This is a genomic window from Priestia sp. 179-F W1.4 NHS (genome assembly GCF_045369295.1).
Classification (GTDB): domain Bacteria; phylum Bacillota; class Bacilli; order Bacillales; family Bacillaceae_H; genus Priestia; species Priestia zanthoxyli.
Genome location: NZ_JBIQFF010000002.1, coordinates 574,610 through 590,821 on the forward strand (window position 1 = coordinate 574,610; position 16,212 = coordinate 590,821).

Sequence of the window (16,212 nt, forward strand, 5' to 3'; positions counted from 1 at the left end):
CTTTTTTCATTTGTTCTACTCCCTCTCTGCTCCGCACTAGCTGTATCAAACACACTAAATTTTAACATAAAATTCTTTCAATTATGAAGAAAAGAAAAAAGAGATTGAAACGTAACTAGATTACCCCCATATAAAAACGAACAAATAGGATACATGAGCTGATTGCTTGCGACAACGCTGTTGATTTCCGTGCAAGGCTTCGCTTTCCGCGGGCGGGCGCTGAGCCTCCTCGTCGCTTACGCTCCTGCGGGGTCTCACCTGTTCCGCTTTTCCCGCAGGAGTCTTCGCCTTGCCCTCCAATCAACAGCCAGAAGCAACTAAATAGATTAAATCTACGTTCACCATCACAATAAAAAGATCCGAACGCTTCATCGTTCGGATCTTCTTTTAACTAGAACAGGTTTGTTCCAGCCTCTTTTTATTAAAATGTAATAACGTCTTTTGTACCTTGCTTTTGGTAGCCTGTTTTTAACAGCTTCACTTCTTTATCCGCTGGCAAGTTGGTAAATACAACTGGTGTCACAATAGACGGTGCATGCTTTTTAACATACTCTAAATCTACCTGTAAAAGAGGTGTTCCTTGTTGAACGCTGTCACCTTCTTGAACAAGCGCTTGAAATCCTTCTCCTTTTAAATTCACAGTATCTAATCCAACGTGAATCAGGATTTCAATTCCTTCTACTGTTTTTAAGCCAATCGCATGTTTTGTTGGGAACACAGTCATGACTTCACCGTTAATCGGTGATACGAGCGTTCCTTCAATCGGTTCAATCGCAAAGCCGTCGCCCATCATCTTTTGTGAAAACACTTGATCTTCCACTTCACTAAGCGGTTTTACAACGCCTTCAAACGGTAACACAAACTCTATGTGTGTATCTGTTTGAACAGCCTGTTGTTCAACAGGTGCAGCGGTTGACGCTGTGCCGTATTTAACTAATTGATTCATTGCGTCTGCAACAAACTCTACTTCTGTTCCGACAATGACTTGAACATTTGTTTTATTGAGCTTCATGATTCCTCTCGCTCCGTGGCGCTTTAAGGCAGCTTCATTAATATGGCTAGCATCAGCTACTTGTAAGCGAAGACGAGTTGCACAGTTATCAATTACGGTTAAGTTTTCTTTTCCGCCTAAATCTTCAATAAAATACGATGCCATATCCACATATTTATCGCCTGTTGCTACAACCGTTTCGTTTGATGTGTCTACTTCTTCATCATCTTCACGTCCCGGTGTTTTTAAATTTAATGCTTTGATCAGCGTGTAGAAAATGACAAAATAAATGACTGCATATACAATTCCAATTCCCGCTAACAGCAGCGGTTTTTGTGAAATTCCGTAGTTTAAGAAGAAATCAATGGCCCCTGCTGAAAATCCAAATCCAGCGTGAATGCCAAGAGCAACGGCTAAAGCCATCGATATTCCTGTTAAAACGGCATGAATAACGTATAATAGCGGTGCTACGAACATAAATAGAAATTCAATTGGTTCCGTAATTCCTGTTAAAAAAGATGTAACAGCAAGTCCAATTAACATACCGCTGACTTGTTTGCGCTTTTCTTTTTTAGCTGCTGCAATCATCGCAAGCGCAGCTGCCGGTAAACCAAACATCATAACCGGGAAGAATCCAGACATGAACGTTCCTGCCGTTGGATCTCCTTTAAAGAAGCGATTCAAATCTCCCGTTACGCCGTGATAGTCTCCGAATACAAACCATACTAAGCTGTTTAACACGTGATGCAGTCCAATTGGAATCAACAGACGGTTTAAAAATCCGTATATACCTGCGCCAAGCGCTCCTGCTCCTGTAATCCACGTTCCTAAGTTGTTAATTTGATCTTGAATCGGCGGCCAAATAACCCCGAAAATTCCTGCAAGCGCAAGCATAACGACTGAAGTAATAATCGGTACAAACCGCTTTCCTGCAAAGAAGCCGAGCCACTCTGGCAGCTTAATCGCTGAGAAACGATTGTATAGTAAACCAGCCGTTACCCCCGAGACGATCCCGCCGAGTACACCCATATTAATATCTTTATCAATAGCTACAGTTCCTTTTGTTAACACAAAATAACCGACGACTCCGGCAAGTGCTGCTGCGCCGCTTCCATCTTTTGAAAGCCCTACAGCAATTCCGAGTGCAAACAGTAGTGCTAAATTCGCAAAAATCGCATCTCCGGCTTGAGCCATAAATGGAATATCTAATAAGTCCTTTTGACCCAAACGAAGAAGCAATGCCGCAGCAGGTAATACTGCGATTGGCAGCATAAGCGATTTACCAATACGTTGTAAAAAATTCAGCATGTTTCTATCCCCTTTGTATAACGTATTTAACCCGATGTTACGAGCAAGGATTTTCGTAACAATATTTATCGGATGACAAGTTACCGCATTCATCCCTGTCCTATGATTACATAATCAGCTGAAATGACGGCGGTTTTACTGCATGGACTCATACTAGCACATAAAATATATAGTTGTCTATACCAATTTTCTTTTTAAAAACCTCTCTATGTCAATGTTAAAAGCCCTTACAAAACTTTCTAGTTCACAAAAAGAATCAGCTGGTCTAGACAACTATTCCAAAAAGCGTTACACTTAAATCAATACAACGAGCAAAGGAGTGTATGTATGGATACACATTCATCCATCATTATTTATAATGTAACCGTTTATAGTGAAAATCAGACATTAAAAAACGGGTATATTAAACTAACGAACAAGAAAATTACTGAAATCGGAGAGATCCATCAATACGTACGTCAGCCGCAAGACCATGTAATTGAACTTTCTCCTTCCTATAAAGTGATTCCTGGTGCCATTGACGTGCATATTCATGGCGTTAACAATGCGGACGCTATGGACGGTACGGCAGAAGCATTAAAAACAATGGCGCGCACGCTTCCAAAAGAAGGTACAACAAGCTTTTTAGCAACTACTATGACGCAGTCGAATGAAGCGGTTGAAAAAGCACTTCGCAACGCAGGCGCTTATATCGAAGAGCAAACAGATGCGGATGCTGAAGTAGTTGGTATTCATTTAGAAGGTCCGTTTATTTCACCGAAACGTGCGGGCGCGCAGCCTCCTACTCACATTCAAGATCCGAATGTGGCACTGTTTCAAGAGTGGCAAAAAGCAGCCGGAGGACATATTAAACTTGTTACGTTAGCTCCCGAGCAGCCAAACGGCTTATCTCTTACTTCTTATTTAAAAGAAACAAACGTTGTCGCTTCTATTGGCCATTCTGACAGCACATATGATCAAGTTGATGAAGCCATCGAAGCAGGAGCTTCTCATATTACGCATTTATATAACGGCATGCGCGGTCTTCACCATAGAGAGCCCGGCGTATTAGGCGCCGCTTATTTGAGAGATGAATTATTTGTAGAGCTGATTACAGACGGCATCCACTGCCGACCTGAAATGGTCAAGCTTGCGTACGATCAAATTACAAGTGAACGCATGATTCTTATCACGGATTCTCTTCGTGCCAAATGGCTAAAAAACGGTACGTATGATTTAGGAGGACAGCCTGTTCACGTAAACGACACAACGGCTACCCTTGCAGATGGAACATTAGCAGGAAGCATCTTAAAGATGAACGATGCAATTAAAAACACGATGAGCTTTACGAACTGCTCATTAGAAGACATCGTAAAGATGACCGCTGAAAACCCAGCAAAACAGCTTAACCTGTTTGATACAAAAGGAAGCCTTAAAATTGGAAAAGATGCGGATATCGTGGTGTTAAATGAAAACTTAGATGTTGAAATGACATTTTGCCGAGGCACATTGAGCTTTCAAAAGGAGGACTAACAATGAATATCATCCAAGTAAAAAACTACAGTGAAATGAGTGCAAAAGCAGCTGATATGCTGATTAGCAAACTTCATGAAAAGCCAAATATGAATCTGGGACTTGCAACGGGAGGCACGCCGAAAGGATTATATGATCGTTTAATTCAAGATCATAAAGAACACGGCACGTCTTACAAACACGTTACTTCCTTTAACTTAGATGAATATGTGGGAATGAAGCCGCAAGATCCAAACAGCTATCACTACTATATGGCAGATGCGTTATTTAATCACATTGATATTGACGTAAGCAACACGCACGTTCCTAACGGGCTGGCTGATACGCCTGAAGAAGAATGCCGCCGCTACGATGAAATGATTCAAAATCACGGAGGCATTGACCTTCAGATTCTTGGAATCGGCCAAAACGGACACATTGGCTTTAACGAACCTGGTACGTCATTCAACTCTCCTACTCATATTGTGACGTTAGAAGAGTCAACGCGAAAAGCCAATGCGCGCTACTTTAATTCTCTTGACGAAGTGCCTACTCAGGCTATTACAATGGGAATTGAATCGATTATGAAAAGCAAAGAAATTTTACTGCTTATCTCCGGGGAAGCCAAAGCAGAAGCGATGTATCAGCTGCTTAACGGAGAAATCACAGAAGACTTCCCTGCTTCTATTTTAAAGAAGCATCACTGTGTTACAATTATTGCGGACCAAGAAGCTTTAGCTAAAGTATCGACTACGGTTTAATTTATAGCCTCCTCGTCTTTTTTAGATGAGGAGGTTTACATAAAGGAGAGAACTTAAGTGATTGATAAAAGCTCACCTCTTCCGATTTATTATCAAATTGAAGAACAGTTGAAAAAACAAATTGAAAACGGAGAGTTAAAACCAAATGATTCGCTTCCTTCTGAACGAGAGTTTGCAGAACGATTTGAAATCAGCAGAATGACCGTTCGCCAAGCGATTAACAATTTAGTAAACGACGGTTATTTATATCGTCAAAAAGGCCGCGGCACCTTTGTATCTGAAAAAAAACTGGAGCAGCAGCTCGTTGGATTAACGAGTTTTACAGAAGATATGAAAGCGCGCGGAATGGTGCCAAGCAGTAAATTGCTGAGCTTTGAAATCATTGCGGCTTCAGAAAAAATTGCCGAGCAGCTGCACATTTCTCTTCATGCACCTGTTTATGAAATAAAGCGTATTCGTTTAGCTGACGACGTGCCAATGGCGCTCGAAAGCGTATATGTATCCGCTAACTTAGTCAAAGGGTTAACAGAATCCATTGTTAACGACTCTCTTTACCGCTATATAGAAGAAGAGTTGGGCCTGAAAATTGGCGAAGCCAATCAAACGTTAGAATCCATTTTAGCTTCTGAAACCGAAGTGAAGCATCTTGGAATCAACTCATATTCACCCGTTCTACTGATTCAACGAAATACGTATTTGCAAGACGGCACGCCGCTTGAAGTGGTGAAATCTTCGTACCGAGCAGACCGCTATAAGTTTACGATTAACATGACACGATCTTAAAACTAAGGAGTTTTTTTATGTCTAGTTTATATCTACAGGAACTAACAAAACTGCTTGCTAAAGTGGAGGCGCATGAACAGCAGGCAATAGAATCCGCAGCCGAGAAAATCTCACAGCAATTAGCTTCTCATCACCTCATTCATTTATTTGGATGCGGTCATTCTCATATTTTAACGGAAGAAGTGTTTTACCGTTCTGGAGGGCTTGCACCGATTCATCCTATTTTTGTGGAAGAACTGATGCTTCATAAAGGAGCTTCGCGCTCTTCACAGCTAGAGCGTAAAAACGACTATGCCTCCACCTTTATGGAAAAAGAAGATATCGTACCAGGCGATATTATGATTGTCATTTCTACATCGGGCGTAAATCCCGTTCCGATTGATGTAGCTTTGATTGCAAAAGAAAAAGGCGCCTTTGTTATCGGGCTTACCTCTCCTTCTTATGCCACGAGCCGGGCTTCGCGACATAAAAGCGGAAAATACCTTCATGATGTCGTGGATCTTGTTATTAGTAATCATATTCCAAAAGGAGACGTTCTTCTTCATCAGCAAGACATTTCTTTCGCTTCGGGTTCTACTGTAATTGGAGGCGCTATTCTAAATGATGTCCTATCTAAAGCCATACAAAAACTGCTCAGCCGCGGCATCACGCCTCCTGTCTTTTTAAGCGGAAACATGGAAGGTTCAGATGAACATAACCAGCGGTTGATTGATGCTTACAAAGGAAGAATTACTGCCCTATAACAGCCCCTGCGGCTGTTTTTTTGCACAAAAAAAAGATGCTTGAAAGCATCTCATCAAAGTCGGACTGTACGTTTTGGACTAGATCTCCTCTTTATCAGTAGAAGTCTTGTTCACAGCACCATAACCTACTTATCCGACATAATTACTATGTTTAACATAAGTATACTCTTTTATACCTTAGGTGTCAAATAAGTTATAAGAAATTTCGTAGGGCATTCATTTGAAGATTTTTTTACGGTAATGTTCTAGCTGGCTTTTAGCTTCTTTCATAATTGTCGTATGTATGATTTCATCCGTAATGTTAAAATAATTGTCTCCGTACTGATAGTCATCTATCATATCACTAATTTCAAGCCAACCTACTAACTTGGTCGGACAGTCAAGTTCAATGAACATGTTGTATAAGTGATTGGCTTCTGTTAGCGCTCTCTCTTCATGCTGCACAATCGTTTGAAGCCGCGTATAAATCAGGTAATCTGTACATTCCTGTTCACTCGGTTTCAATAAGGAAAGCTCTTTTAAAGTACGCTGAAAATAATCTTCTATTTCAAAGAGATTATAAGGTGGTTGGAGAGAAGCTAAAATAGAAAGAGATAAAGAATCCTGTTCGTGCTCCAGCATAGAAAGTGCCCATGGTAAATAATGTTTTTCTGCTGTGACACTCTTTTGATAAATATAATAAAAGAGCTCGCGTGTATCCATAGAACTCCTCCTTTCTTTTTCGTGCCGATACAATTTCGAATAGTTTACCATACCTATAAATTTTACATGTAAACCCCTGCCGAAGCTTTATATAAGTTTTATTGTGCATATTACAAAAAGAGGCTGGAACAAAAGTAGTTTAGCTGAAGTGAAAAAGGAACCATTAATCAACGTGTTCGATTAGTGATTCCTTTTTTTATTATAGTAGACATAATTTTCATTTGTTTCGTTCTTCTAGCAGTTGATTGGAGGGCAAGACGAAGACTCCTGCGGGAAAAGCGGAACAGGTGAGACCCCGCAGGAGCGTATGCGACGAGGAGGCTCGGCGTCCGCCCGCGGAAAGCGAAGTCTTGCACGGAAATCAACTGCGGTGTCACAAGCGGTTCAGCTCATGTATCCCATTTGTTCGTCTTTAGATTGATTTAATTTCGTTGTGTCTCAACCTCTTCTCTTTCTATCGTACTCATTATTTTATGTTCATAATCATTAACAGCGAATTACAAATGGAGCTTTAATCCTTCATGAGAAGCTGTGAATCCAAGCTTTTGATAGAAACGCAAAGCCTCCGATCGTTCCTTGTCCGTTGTTAATTGTATCAACTGACAATTACGTTCTTTCGCTCGTTCAATCGCCCATGTAATCAGCTGATAGCCAACCCCTTTTCCGCGCTGTGACGAAGCGGTTCGAACTCCTTCAATCGTGGCTCTCCACCCGCCTTGTCTTGCAATGTGGGGCGTAAAGGTTATTTGTTGAACACCTATTACTTTACTATCTTTACATGCGACAATCAGTTCATTGTTTGGATCCGCATCAATTGCCTGAAATGCTTGCACATAACAGTCTGGAAGCGGTAATTCGTAGCGTTCTCGTTTGCTTCCGAGCATATCATCCGCAAGCATTTCAACAATTTGATCCAAATCTTCTCGCACTGCTTCTCTAAAGGTTATTTCTCCCATTTCACACAGCACCTTTCCCTCGTCCATTTATGATATTAAAAAGAACGCTGACGAACAAGCTCAGAACCGACGCCAAGAACAAAGCAGCCGCTAAAGCACCAAGACCCATTCCTTCAAAGCCGCCAACTCCAAATATGCTATATAGAAATAGAAATATGCTTATTAGCATGCTGCTAAGTGAAATTCCGTACTGCACGGGCGAGTTTCTTCTATAGAAGAAATGCGACGCACCAAAAAGCAGCACGAAGAAAGCACCCATTAATCCAAATAAAGAAATCATTTACACTCTCCTCCCTCTTCAAAAAAGGAATTTATATCCATTATATACTATCATTTTTATTTATTCTATCTATATTAATAGCCCTGCAGCCACAACTAAATAGACATGACCAAAACGGCCATGTCTATTTTTCTACTATATTATTAAAAAGAAAGTTCTTTGAACCAAAAAGAATAAGGGGCTAAGCAAGCTTCATCAATTTCATTCATACGTTTTTTGCATCGCTGCAGTACCTCAGCAGGAATGTGTCGCTCTAAGTATGCAGATTCTCCGTTTGCTTGAATCGTTTCTTCTACTAGCTCTTCAAACACATCTAAGCATGCTAAAAACTGCGGAAAAGTTGTATTCACGAAACGCTCGCAGTCATCGTTGGACGTATCGAGCAGCACAACCGAACCGTTTTTTTGATGAAGACAAATTGGATCTCCAGCGCCAGTTGTTCCTAAAAACCAATAGTGCTGGTAGCGAGATGATAACTCAAATGTTTCGCATAATGTTGTTAGCTTTCCTTTGGATGAAACGAACTCTAGAAATGGTGAAGCTTCTTTGGGCAATCCTTTTTCTGTTAGCAACTTCTTTGTCTCTTTATCAATATCAAGGGGTGCAAGCTGTTCGGCATCAAACTTCATTCGTTTTTCCTGTCGTTGCATCACATTTGACAACTTCTTTCACTCCTTTTCACCATTTGCTCTTTCTTTGCTTTTGTTTATTATAAAAGAAATCCAGCTCGTATTATATGCTACAAATGAACTTAATTAGACTGAAAATTTTTCCAATCTTTATTTATATAGCCCGATTTCCTCTTTATAAACACAGGTAAAAAGAAACCGATCAGATTTTCTCCAACAGATTCTGCTTTTAAAAATAATTCTCATTCCCTTCTTCCCTTTTCAGCGTACTTTCGCCTCTTATAAATAGGCTCAATCTTTATTATTCCAATTTTTTCTACTTTTTGCAACTAGGACTTATCTCACCATTTTTTATGCCAGATTAATAACTTGACAAAATACTAAAATAAGCAACAGTAATTATTTACAAGTTTTTAAACTTTATGGTTTAATAGGTATGTAATTCCTGTTTTTTACTATATTTTTTTGGAGGTTTAACATGAAAAAAGGGTCAATTTATCGTTTTATTGCTTTTGCTTTAATGTTCACCTTGTGTTTTAGCCAATTAGGCTTACTGAAAACACAAGCGGCAGGCAATCCTCCTGCTAATGAAAAAACATTAAGCATTGGTAAAGTAGCAAAAGGAACATTTACAGAACCAGAACAAACACATTGGTACAAAATTAATCCTTCTAAGCAAGAGGTAGCAAAGTTTTCACACTACCGAATTAAGCTTCAAAGTGATGATGAAGTAAATATCACGATTTACTCTAGTCTTGAAGATGCCAAAAACAACGTGGCATTTGACCGTTATATGGGATACTCTTACAAAGATGAGCCTGCTCAGCTAGATTTTCCAATCGCTTGGACAGGTCCTTATTATGTAAAGGTTGAATATTACGGAGATGAAGATATCATCATCGAAGACGATACAGAAGAAGATGGAAAAAAACCTTCTGAACCTCAACCGGAATTAAAAACAGAAGTTCCTTACACAATCAGCTATGAAGGCGCTTCACTTCCTCCTTCTCAAATGGAGGCAGAAGAATGCCCGGCTGAATTAAGTACAAGCCAAAAAGAAAACGGAAAAGGTATTTTAAAAGATTTGCGTACGATTCGTGACGCTGTGCTTTCAAAAACAGCAAGCGGAAAAGACCTTTCTTCTCTTTACTACAAAGCCGCTCCGTTTATCAGCTCTAAAATGATCATCGATAAATCGATGCGCGAACAAGTATACAAAGATTTAGTTCAGCTAAAGGGTCTATTTACAGATGTAGCGAAAAACGGCGCATCAAGCACATATATGATTACAAGTGCTGATCAAAAAGCAATCAATGATTTATACAGCATCGCTTATAAATCCGTTCCGGCTGCTTTAAAGAAAGATTTAGAAAAAGTAGCAGCACAGACAAAATTAAAAGACGTAACGGACTTAAACGTATCGTCTGTATTAGTAAGAGCTAAATTAGTCAGCGCAAACAGCGTTTCAACAAAAGCGGAAACTCGCTATATTGTTAAATTAAAAGATGGTGCAAATGCAAAGTCATTTAAAACAAAAGCACAGGCAAAATCAGCAAGCATTGAATCTATTAATCCATTAAAACAATCAGCTGCTTCTTTTGATAATATGTTTGTTATTCAATTAGATGACAGCAATGGAAAAAGCTTCAGCACGTCATCTGCTCAAGGTAAAATGACCGCAAAACAAATTCAGGCACTTCCTGAAACTGAATTTATCGAGCCGGTCCAAGAGTACCACGCTCTTTCAATGGATTCACAATATCCGTATCAATGGTCATTAAATAACACGGGTAAAAATGACGGTACGCAACATGCCGATATTCAATATGAATCGCTTGAAAAATTACTAAACGGGCAAAAGTTAAAAGATACGGTTATTGCCGTTGCCGATACGGGTGTCGATTCATCACTAGCTGATTTAAAAGGCGTGGTGGATACAAAAAAAGGCTATAACTACGTGGATCGTTCGTCAAATGCAACTGATGACAACGGACACGGAACTCACGTAGCAGGTATTATCGCAGCCTCTGCAAACAATAACTATTCAATGGCCGGCATTAATTCTCACGCGAAAATTTTACCGGTTAAAATTCTAGACGCATCTGGAAGCGGAGATACAGAACAAATTGCGTACGGTATTAAATACGCGGTTGATCACGGTGCAAAAGTTATTAACTTAAGCCTTGGCGGATCTTACAGCCGCGTGCTTGAATATTCATTAAAATATGCATACGACCATAACGTAACGGTTGTAGCAGCAAGCGGAAACGACGGTATGGAAGAACTCTCTTACCCTGCTTCATCTGCCTATGCGATTTCAGTAGGCGCATCAAACCGTTTAGATATCGTATCTGACTACTCAAACTATGGAAAAGGATTAGATATTACAGCTCCAGGCTCTGATATTCCAAGTCTTGTTCCAGACGGAAACGTTACTTACTTAAGCGGAACATCAATGGCAACACCTCACGTGGCAGCCGTTGCGGGATTATTACTGTCCCAAAACCCAGGCTTAAAGCCAAAAGACGTTGAAAAACGCCTAACGGACACAGCTAAAGATATTAAGTTTGACGAGAAAGATGCTCCTGTATACGATGATGAAGAAAGTCCAGCAGAACCTCCTGCTCCAGGCTACGATTACGTATCAGGATGGGGACGTTTAAATGCGTACAGCGCGGTAAGTGCACAGCAGCTGCAAGCGCAGGTAAATACATTTGTCAGCACGCAAAAAATGGTTACAGGTAAAGCTCAAAGCGGTTCAACTGTTAAAGTGATGAACGGCTCAAAAACACTTGGCACTGCCAAAGCTGATGCAAAAAATACGTTCTCTGTGAACATTCCAGCTCAAAAAGCTGATACCGTTTTACAAGTGGTTGTCACAAACGGAAAAGCAAGCACAAGTATTCGTGCAGTTGTTCAAAAAGCACCTGCCAAACCAGCGGTAAAAGCCGTGACGAATAAAGATGAGTATGTAACAGGAACGTCTAAAGCGAATTTTACGGTAAATGTTAAAAACAGCGCTAAGAAAGTGATTGCTTCAGCAAAAGCTGATGCAAAAGGCGCGTTCAAAGTGAAAATTCCAAAACAAAAAGAAAACACAGTCTTGTACATCACGGCTACAAACAGCCAAAAACAAGAAAGTGAAGAAGTAAAAGTAACGGTGCGTGACGTTATTGCTCCAAATGCACCTAAAGTGAATCCAGTCAGCGACGCGGATACAGCTATTAAAGGAACAACAGAAGCAAATGCATCTGTTGTAGCCAAAGTGAACAACAAAGAAATCGGCAAAGCAAAAGCTAACGCAAAAGGTCAGTACAGCATAACGATTAAAAAACAAAAAGCGGGTACAGCAATCAGCGTAACAGCAGCAGACGCAGCTAACAACACAAGTAAAGCTACGACTGTAAAAGTGAGCGATAGAACTCCCCCTGCTGCACCAAGCGTAAATGCTGTCACAACAAAAAGCACGGCTGTAACGGGTAAAGCAGAAGCAAATGCTACCGTAACGGTAACTGTAAACAAAAAAAGCATCGGCTCTGCTGCTGCTAACAGCAAAGGACAATACTCAGTAAAAATTAAAAAACAAAAAGAAAAAACAGTTTTAAGCGTAACGGCAAAAGACAAAGCGAACAATACGAGTAAAGCAACAACAAAAACGGTGACAAAATAAAGAAAGAAAAAGGCACTTGGCTTATAGCCAAGTGCCTTTTTTGTTATAACAGCTGTTTGTTTTTAAAGTATTTCCACATTCCCCACGTTAACACAATTAACATAACAATAATAACAGCAGTAGCCCAGTGGGAATTTTGATATGGAATCGGTACGTTCATTCCAAAAAATCCGGTTACGAACGTTAGCGGAAGCATAATCGTTGAAATTAACGTTAAGACATTCAGCTTTTCAGATGAAGTTGCATTGGTAATAGAATAATACGTATCAAGCGCACTGTTTACGAGGTCTCTAAATGTTTCAGCAGAGTCTACAATACGCTCTAAGTGGTCAAGCAAGTCAATGTAGAAAGGAACATTTTCTTCTCGTATATCGAATTTCCACTTTCCATTAACCGTTAAGAAAATTCGGCGCTGAGGCAGAATAACGCGACGGATTAAGATAATGGTTCTTTTTAAGGCTAAGAACTCTTCCGTCACTCCGCGGACTTCTTTGTTGTAAATTTCATCTTCTAATTCATCAATACGCATGTCAATACGGTCTAAAATCGGAAAGTATTCGTCCGTGATGCCATCAATCAAAGCATATAGTAAAAAGTCGGCGCCGCGGTTCATAAACTTTGGATAGCGTGAGCACACAGCATCCATTTTGCGAAGCCAGCCCATTTTATGTTTATGAATCGTCACTACGTAATTTGATCCGACAAAGGCATTTAACTCAAGCGTCGTAATCTCGTCATCACTTTCTTCGTTATAGCGAAGCGCGTGAAAAACGAAAAATTTATAGTCTTCGTAATCATCCATTTTAGCGCGAGGACTGTCGTGTAAGCAGTCTTCAATCGCCAATGGGTGAAAATCGAATAATTTAGCAATTTGAGCAAGCTCTTGTCCGTGGACATCATACAGATCAATCCACAGCAAATTATCAGGATTGCGCAATTTTTCATGCACGTCTCCTAAATCAAGATTCGTTACCATTTCTTTTGTTTCATCATCATATAAGTATGTTTTAATCATTGATTTTTCACCTCACATCATTGAGGCATTAAGGAGTATTTTCCTTCGTTGAAATGAGAGGAACACATACACCTTTGTTGCCCCTATCTTGTTTTGCAGTAACCTTCATCGAAATGGGGTCATCAGTGCCCATTCATCTCACCTCCTAATTAGTTGAAGGAACGCTGACTTGTAATACAGCTACTTCACAAAGTTTAATTTTAACATACAATCCAACTCTAGCGTAGCGCTTTTTTCAAAACCTTTTCCTCTCTATTTAAAGTTTTAAACAAAACTTCCGATACTATAAAAGCAGTTATTATAATTCTTAAGAATGCCTTACTAATATACCCGCTATTTAATAATGCAACAGTACTTGCAAACGGTATGCGCTCTCCCAGACCTCTCGAATCCTCCCACAAAGGTTCACCTAATCGTAGGCCACCAACCCCGCAAGGGGGGTGACCTACGATTAGGTCTAGAATATCTACCATGGCCGGTTTGTGACCATGGTAGATATTCTACATCGATAAACATTATATGGGTGATGGGGAAAAACGTGTAGGAATTTTTAGACTTTCATCGAATACTTACTTAACAAACTTAGATTACGAAAAGGACTGATGATACATGCATTTTAAACGTGAAGAACCGTTTCGCTTTTTATTCGAGACTCCCATTGTTGGAACGTTTTCCATTGCTAAATACGACAACAAAGAAATCGATTCTAAGCCAGGTCCTTTGTCTGTTATCGACCTTTCACCAAAAGGAATCAAAATAATTACGCCGCTTGATTTACCTATTTTCAACCATCAAATTCAGCTAAAAATCAGCTTTTATTTAAATGAAAAACCCATCCATATTACCGGACTTTGTGTGTGGAAAGAAAAACGGCATACCGAATACCTTTATGGCATTGAAGCATTTAACGATGTGGAAGAACAAGCAATTTTAATTACAGAACTCAAAACCTACGCCAAGAAAAAACGAGATACGCAATAAAAATAGCGCTCAGTTGTTTTACTCCCCTTTTAAGATGGCAATACTACGAACGACTTCGATAGAAAAAAGGTGAGACGATGAGCAGTAAAGAAAAAAAAGAGTGGATTGGCGGTCTCGTACTGTTTTTACTCGTCAGTTTTGTCAGCATCACGTTTGCAGGCTATCATACGGTGAAAGCTGCCGTTGATCAAACGTATGTACCGCTTGAGCATGGTAACAAAACACACGTCAATTTAAAAAAAGGACAACCGTTTTCCCTGCTTTTAATTCAAGAAAACCATCAAAATACGTCATTTGTATATATGACTGTTAATAAGCAGCATGAATCAATAAAAATGACCCACTTGCCAGGGTCAACTCAGCTCGGCAATGAAACGCTGCGAACCCTTTATCATCAAGGAAATATGAATGCTGTTGTAAAGAAAGTCGAAGCATATGCAAAGCTTCCTGTTGATTATTATGTCAAAATGGATCAGCAGGCAGTCGTCAATGCTGTAGATAAATTAGGCGGCATTATCGTCACAAACAAACGTGCTTTTGAACACAGCAATATTGTTTTTCCAAAAGGATCGATTCGCCTTAACGGAAAAGAAGCGCTTGTTTTTTTAAAGGAGCGTAATGAACAGGACGTCTTTACGGCGCATGAAAGGCAGCTGTCCGTAGCAAAAGCCATTTTCAGTCAAGCAGCTACGGTACCCAACGTTGCAAAGCTGCATTCTCTTGTATTTACGCTGGCTGATCACATTGAAACCAACGCAACCTTTAATGATATCAAACGGATTCAAAAAACCTACAAGCCGGCCGTTGCTCACGTAGACAAGCAGCAGTTTCCGCAAAACGAATGGAATCAAAAACAAGTCACAATGCGGCTGTATAAGCACTTAGAACGCAGCGAGCTGTTTTTATAAAAAACGCTTCACGAAAAAGAGGCTGGGACATAACAAAATGAAACCAATCTAAAGACGACCAAAGGAGATACATAAGCTGAACTGCTTGTGACACCGCAGTTGATTTCCGTGCAAGACTGCGCTTTCCGCGGACGGCCGCTGAGCCTCCTCGTCGCTTGCGCTCCTGCGGGGTCTCATCTGTTCCGCTTTTCCCGCAGGAGTCTTCGCCTTGCCCTCCAATCAACTGCTAGAAGGAATGAAACAAATGAAATCTACGTTCACTATAACAGGAAAACGAACCGTGAATTAAAGATTCATGGTTCGTTTTTCACTTCGCCTAAAAGACTTTTATCCCAGCCTCTTTTTTTGCTACTTATCTTCAGCAAGCACTACTTTTTCATTTATTTTAACCACAATTTGTTCATCCCGTTCATCTTTGAGATAGCTCTTTTGATAAAAAGAATGATTATTAGGCGGTCCAATCACAAGGGTATCGGTAATCGGAGCGACGGCTTCTGCCACTTCACTTGCACTTACTCCATACGCTTTCTGAAACACAATAGGCGGCGTTAAGCGCAGCACGTCGGATCCTTCTGTAGACTCAAATTGATCATTGTTAAAAAAGAGATGAAGATGCGCTTCTTCCGATAAGGGTTCAATCCAATGCCACCAGCCCATCGGTATAAACACAACTTCGCCTTCTTTTATTCGGTAATTGTGCATGCTACTTGTATCAGGGTCTAAAATAGATACCTGCACTTCACCTGAAACAACGACATCTAATTCCCACGCGTTTGGATGCCAGTGCGGTTCTCTCATATGCCCTTTGGTCATATATAAATCAACAAACGCTCCTCCAAGCATGGCAGGAAGCTGAGTTGAGGTTAGTTGATACGCTATATTTTGGTCGTTTCGTTTGAACAGGACGTTTTGCTTATAGTTCACTGACAAATTAGGCGTTCCTGAGCTTTTTTTAATATTTGAATTATCCGGCACAAATCCAGATTTACTCATA

Annotated in this window: 17 protein-coding genes; 8 read left to right on the forward strand and 9 right to left on the reverse strand. The window is 40.2% G+C overall.

All coding sequences use genetic code 11. The features are described 5' to 3' along the window. Positions 1-115: 115 nt before the first annotated feature. Together ACH0CI_RS13435 and nagE are read right to left on the reverse strand one after the other, a co-directional pair. A complete protein-coding gene (locus ACH0CI_RS13435; RefSeq protein WP_251626041.1) occupies positions 116-304 on the reverse strand; it encodes a hypothetical protein in 189 nt (62 codons plus the stop codon). A gap of 117 nt (positions 305-421) precedes the next feature. Further along, complete coding sequence (nagE, locus tag ACH0CI_RS13440; protein ID WP_406901592.1) at positions 422-2,299, reverse strand: N-acetylglucosamine-specific PTS transporter subunit IIBC; 1,878 nt, start codon at positions 2,297-2,299, stop codon at positions 422-424. Positions 2,300-2,626: 327 nt separating this feature from the next. Between nagE and nagA the strand changes: the two genes are divergently transcribed. Genes nagA through ACH0CI_RS13460 form a run of 4 tightly spaced genes read left to right on the forward strand, consistent with a single transcriptional unit; the run spans position 2,627 to position 6,077 of the window. Further along, entirely contained in the window at positions 2,627-3,811 is a 1,185-nt protein-coding gene (gene nagA / locus ACH0CI_RS13445) for an N-acetylglucosamine-6-phosphate deacetylase (protein ID WP_335706877.1), read from the forward strand. A gap of 2 nt (positions 3,812-3,813) precedes the next feature. Beyond that, positions 3,814-4,551 (forward strand): glucosamine-6-phosphate deaminase, encoded by a 738-nt coding sequence (gene nagB, locus ACH0CI_RS13450; protein WP_033578330.1) that lies wholly within the window; start codon positions 3,814-3,816, stop codon positions 4,549-4,551. 57 nt (positions 4,552-4,608) lie between these two features. Next, entirely contained in the window at positions 4,609-5,334 is a 726-nt protein-coding gene (locus ACH0CI_RS13455) for a GntR family transcriptional regulator (protein ID WP_028414225.1), read from the forward strand. 17 nt (positions 5,335-5,351) lie between these two features. After that, positions 5,352-6,077, forward strand: coding sequence for an SIS domain-containing protein (locus ACH0CI_RS13460; RefSeq protein WP_154973324.1), 726 nt, complete (start codon positions 5,352-5,354; stop codon positions 6,075-6,077). A 216-nt stretch (positions 6,078-6,293) separates the two neighbouring features. On the opposite strand, the gene ACH0CI_RS13465 is transcribed toward ACH0CI_RS13460, so the two are convergent. After that, positions 6,294-6,779, reverse strand: a complete 486-nt coding sequence (locus ACH0CI_RS13465) for a hypothetical protein (RefSeq protein ID WP_050688262.1) — start codon at positions 6,777-6,779, stop codon at positions 6,294-6,296. 241 nt (positions 6,780-7,020) lie between these two features. Between ACH0CI_RS13465 and ACH0CI_RS13470 the strand changes: the two genes are divergently transcribed. Further along, positions 7,021-7,200, forward strand: coding sequence for a hypothetical protein (locus ACH0CI_RS13470; RefSeq protein WP_406901595.1), 180 nt, complete (start codon positions 7,021-7,023; stop codon positions 7,198-7,200). Positions 7,201-7,276: 76 nt separating this feature from the next. On the opposite strand, the gene ACH0CI_RS13475 is transcribed toward ACH0CI_RS13470, so the two are convergent. From ACH0CI_RS13475 to ACH0CI_RS13485, 3 genes are all read right to left on the reverse strand, one after another. Further along, positions 7,277-7,735 (reverse strand): GNAT family N-acetyltransferase, encoded by a 459-nt coding sequence (locus tag ACH0CI_RS13475; RefSeq protein WP_047751447.1) that lies wholly within the window; start codon positions 7,733-7,735, stop codon positions 7,277-7,279. 1 nt (position 7,736) lies between these two features. Next, positions 7,737-8,015 (reverse strand): YesK family protein, encoded by a 279-nt coding sequence (locus tag ACH0CI_RS13480; protein WP_049163483.1) that lies wholly within the window; start codon positions 8,013-8,015, stop codon positions 7,737-7,739. 143 nt (positions 8,016-8,158) lie between these two features. Continuing rightward, positions 8,159-8,668, reverse strand: a complete 510-nt coding sequence (locus ACH0CI_RS13485) for an SUKH-4 family immunity protein (protein WP_223546654.1) — start codon at positions 8,666-8,668, stop codon at positions 8,159-8,161. A 454-nt stretch (positions 8,669-9,122) separates the two neighbouring features. Here ACH0CI_RS13485 and ACH0CI_RS13490 point away from each other — a divergent pair, with 454 nt between their 5' ends. Further along, entirely contained in the window at positions 9,123-12,314 is a 3,192-nt protein-coding gene (locus ACH0CI_RS13490; RefSeq protein ID WP_406901596.1) for a S8 family peptidase, read from the forward strand. 43 nt (positions 12,315-12,357) lie between these two features. Here ACH0CI_RS13490 and corA read toward each other — a convergent pair whose 3' ends face one another. Then, positions 12,358-13,329, reverse strand: coding sequence for a magnesium/cobalt transporter CorA (gene corA / locus ACH0CI_RS13495; protein WP_013055874.1), 972 nt, complete (start codon positions 13,327-13,329; stop codon positions 12,358-12,360). A 609-nt stretch (positions 13,330-13,938) separates the two neighbouring features. Here corA and ACH0CI_RS13500 point away from each other — a divergent pair. Both ACH0CI_RS13500 and ACH0CI_RS13505 read left to right on the forward strand, forming a co-directional pair. Beyond that, complete coding sequence (locus ACH0CI_RS13500; RefSeq protein ID WP_013055873.1) at positions 13,939-14,310, forward strand: PilZ domain-containing protein; 372 nt, start codon at positions 13,939-13,941, stop codon at positions 14,308-14,310. 77 nt (positions 14,311-14,387) lie between these two features. Next, positions 14,388-15,218: an LCP family glycopolymer transferase gene (locus tag ACH0CI_RS13505; protein ID WP_406901597.1), complete on the forward strand. Its 831-nt coding sequence runs from the start codon at positions 14,388-14,390 to the stop codon at positions 15,216-15,218. Here ACH0CI_RS13505 and ACH0CI_RS13510 read toward each other — a convergent pair. Together ACH0CI_RS13510 and ACH0CI_RS13515 are read right to left on the reverse strand one after the other, a co-directional pair. After that, positions 15,169-15,441 (reverse strand): hypothetical protein, encoded by a 273-nt coding sequence (locus tag ACH0CI_RS13510; RefSeq protein ID WP_406901598.1) that lies wholly within the window; start codon positions 15,439-15,441, stop codon positions 15,169-15,171. The two genes, ACH0CI_RS13505 and ACH0CI_RS13510, sit on opposite strands and share 50 nt — an antisense overlap. 125 nt (positions 15,442-15,566) lie before the next feature. Then, positions 15,567-16,211, reverse strand: coding sequence for a cupin domain-containing protein (locus tag ACH0CI_RS13515; protein ID WP_406901599.1), 645 nt, complete (start codon positions 16,209-16,211; stop codon positions 15,567-15,569). Position 16,212 lies beyond the last annotated feature (1 nt).

Excerpts from the sequence above, each read along its gene's own strand:
- ACH0CI_RS13480 (WP_049163483.1), bottom strand. The coding sequence starts at position 8,015 with ATGATTTCTTTATTTGGATTAATGGGTGCTTTCTTCGTGCTGCTTTTT.
- corA (WP_013055874.1), bottom strand. The coding sequence starts at position 13,329 with ATGATTAAAACATACTTATATGATGATGAAACAAAAGAAATGGTAACG.
- ACH0CI_RS13475 (WP_047751447.1), bottom strand. The coding sequence starts at position 7,735 with ATGGGAGAAATAACCTTTAGAGAAGCAGTGCGAGAAGATTTGGATCAA.
- ACH0CI_RS13460 (WP_154973324.1), top strand. The coding sequence starts at position 5,352 with ATGTCTAGTTTATATCTACAGGAACTAACAAAACTGCTTGCTAAAGTG.
- ACH0CI_RS13500 (WP_013055873.1), top strand. The coding sequence starts at position 13,939 with ATGCATTTTAAACGTGAAGAACCGTTTCGCTTTTTATTCGAGACTCCC.
- nagB (WP_033578330.1), top strand. The coding sequence starts at position 3,814 with ATGAATATCATCCAAGTAAAAAACTACAGTGAAATGAGTGCAAAAGCA.
- ACH0CI_RS13505 (WP_406901597.1), top strand. The coding sequence starts at position 14,388 with ATGAGCAGTAAAGAAAAAAAAGAGTGGATTGGCGGTCTCGTACTGTTT.
- ACH0CI_RS13490 (WP_406901596.1), top strand. The coding sequence starts at position 9,123 with ATGAAAAAAGGGTCAATTTATCGTTTTATTGCTTTTGCTTTAATGTTC.
- ACH0CI_RS13515 (WP_406901599.1), bottom strand. The coding sequence starts at position 16,211 with ATGAGTAAATCTGGATTTGTGCCGGATAATTCAAATATTAAAAAAAGC.
- nagA (WP_335706877.1), top strand. The coding sequence starts at position 2,627 with ATGGATACACATTCATCCATCATTATTTATAATGTAACCGTTTATAGT.
- nagE (WP_406901592.1), bottom strand. The coding sequence starts at position 2,299 with ATGCTGAATTTTTTACAACGTATTGGTAAATCGCTTATGCTGCCAATC.
- ACH0CI_RS13465 (WP_050688262.1), bottom strand. The coding sequence starts at position 6,779 with ATGGATACACGCGAGCTCTTTTATTATATTTATCAAAAGAGTGTCACA.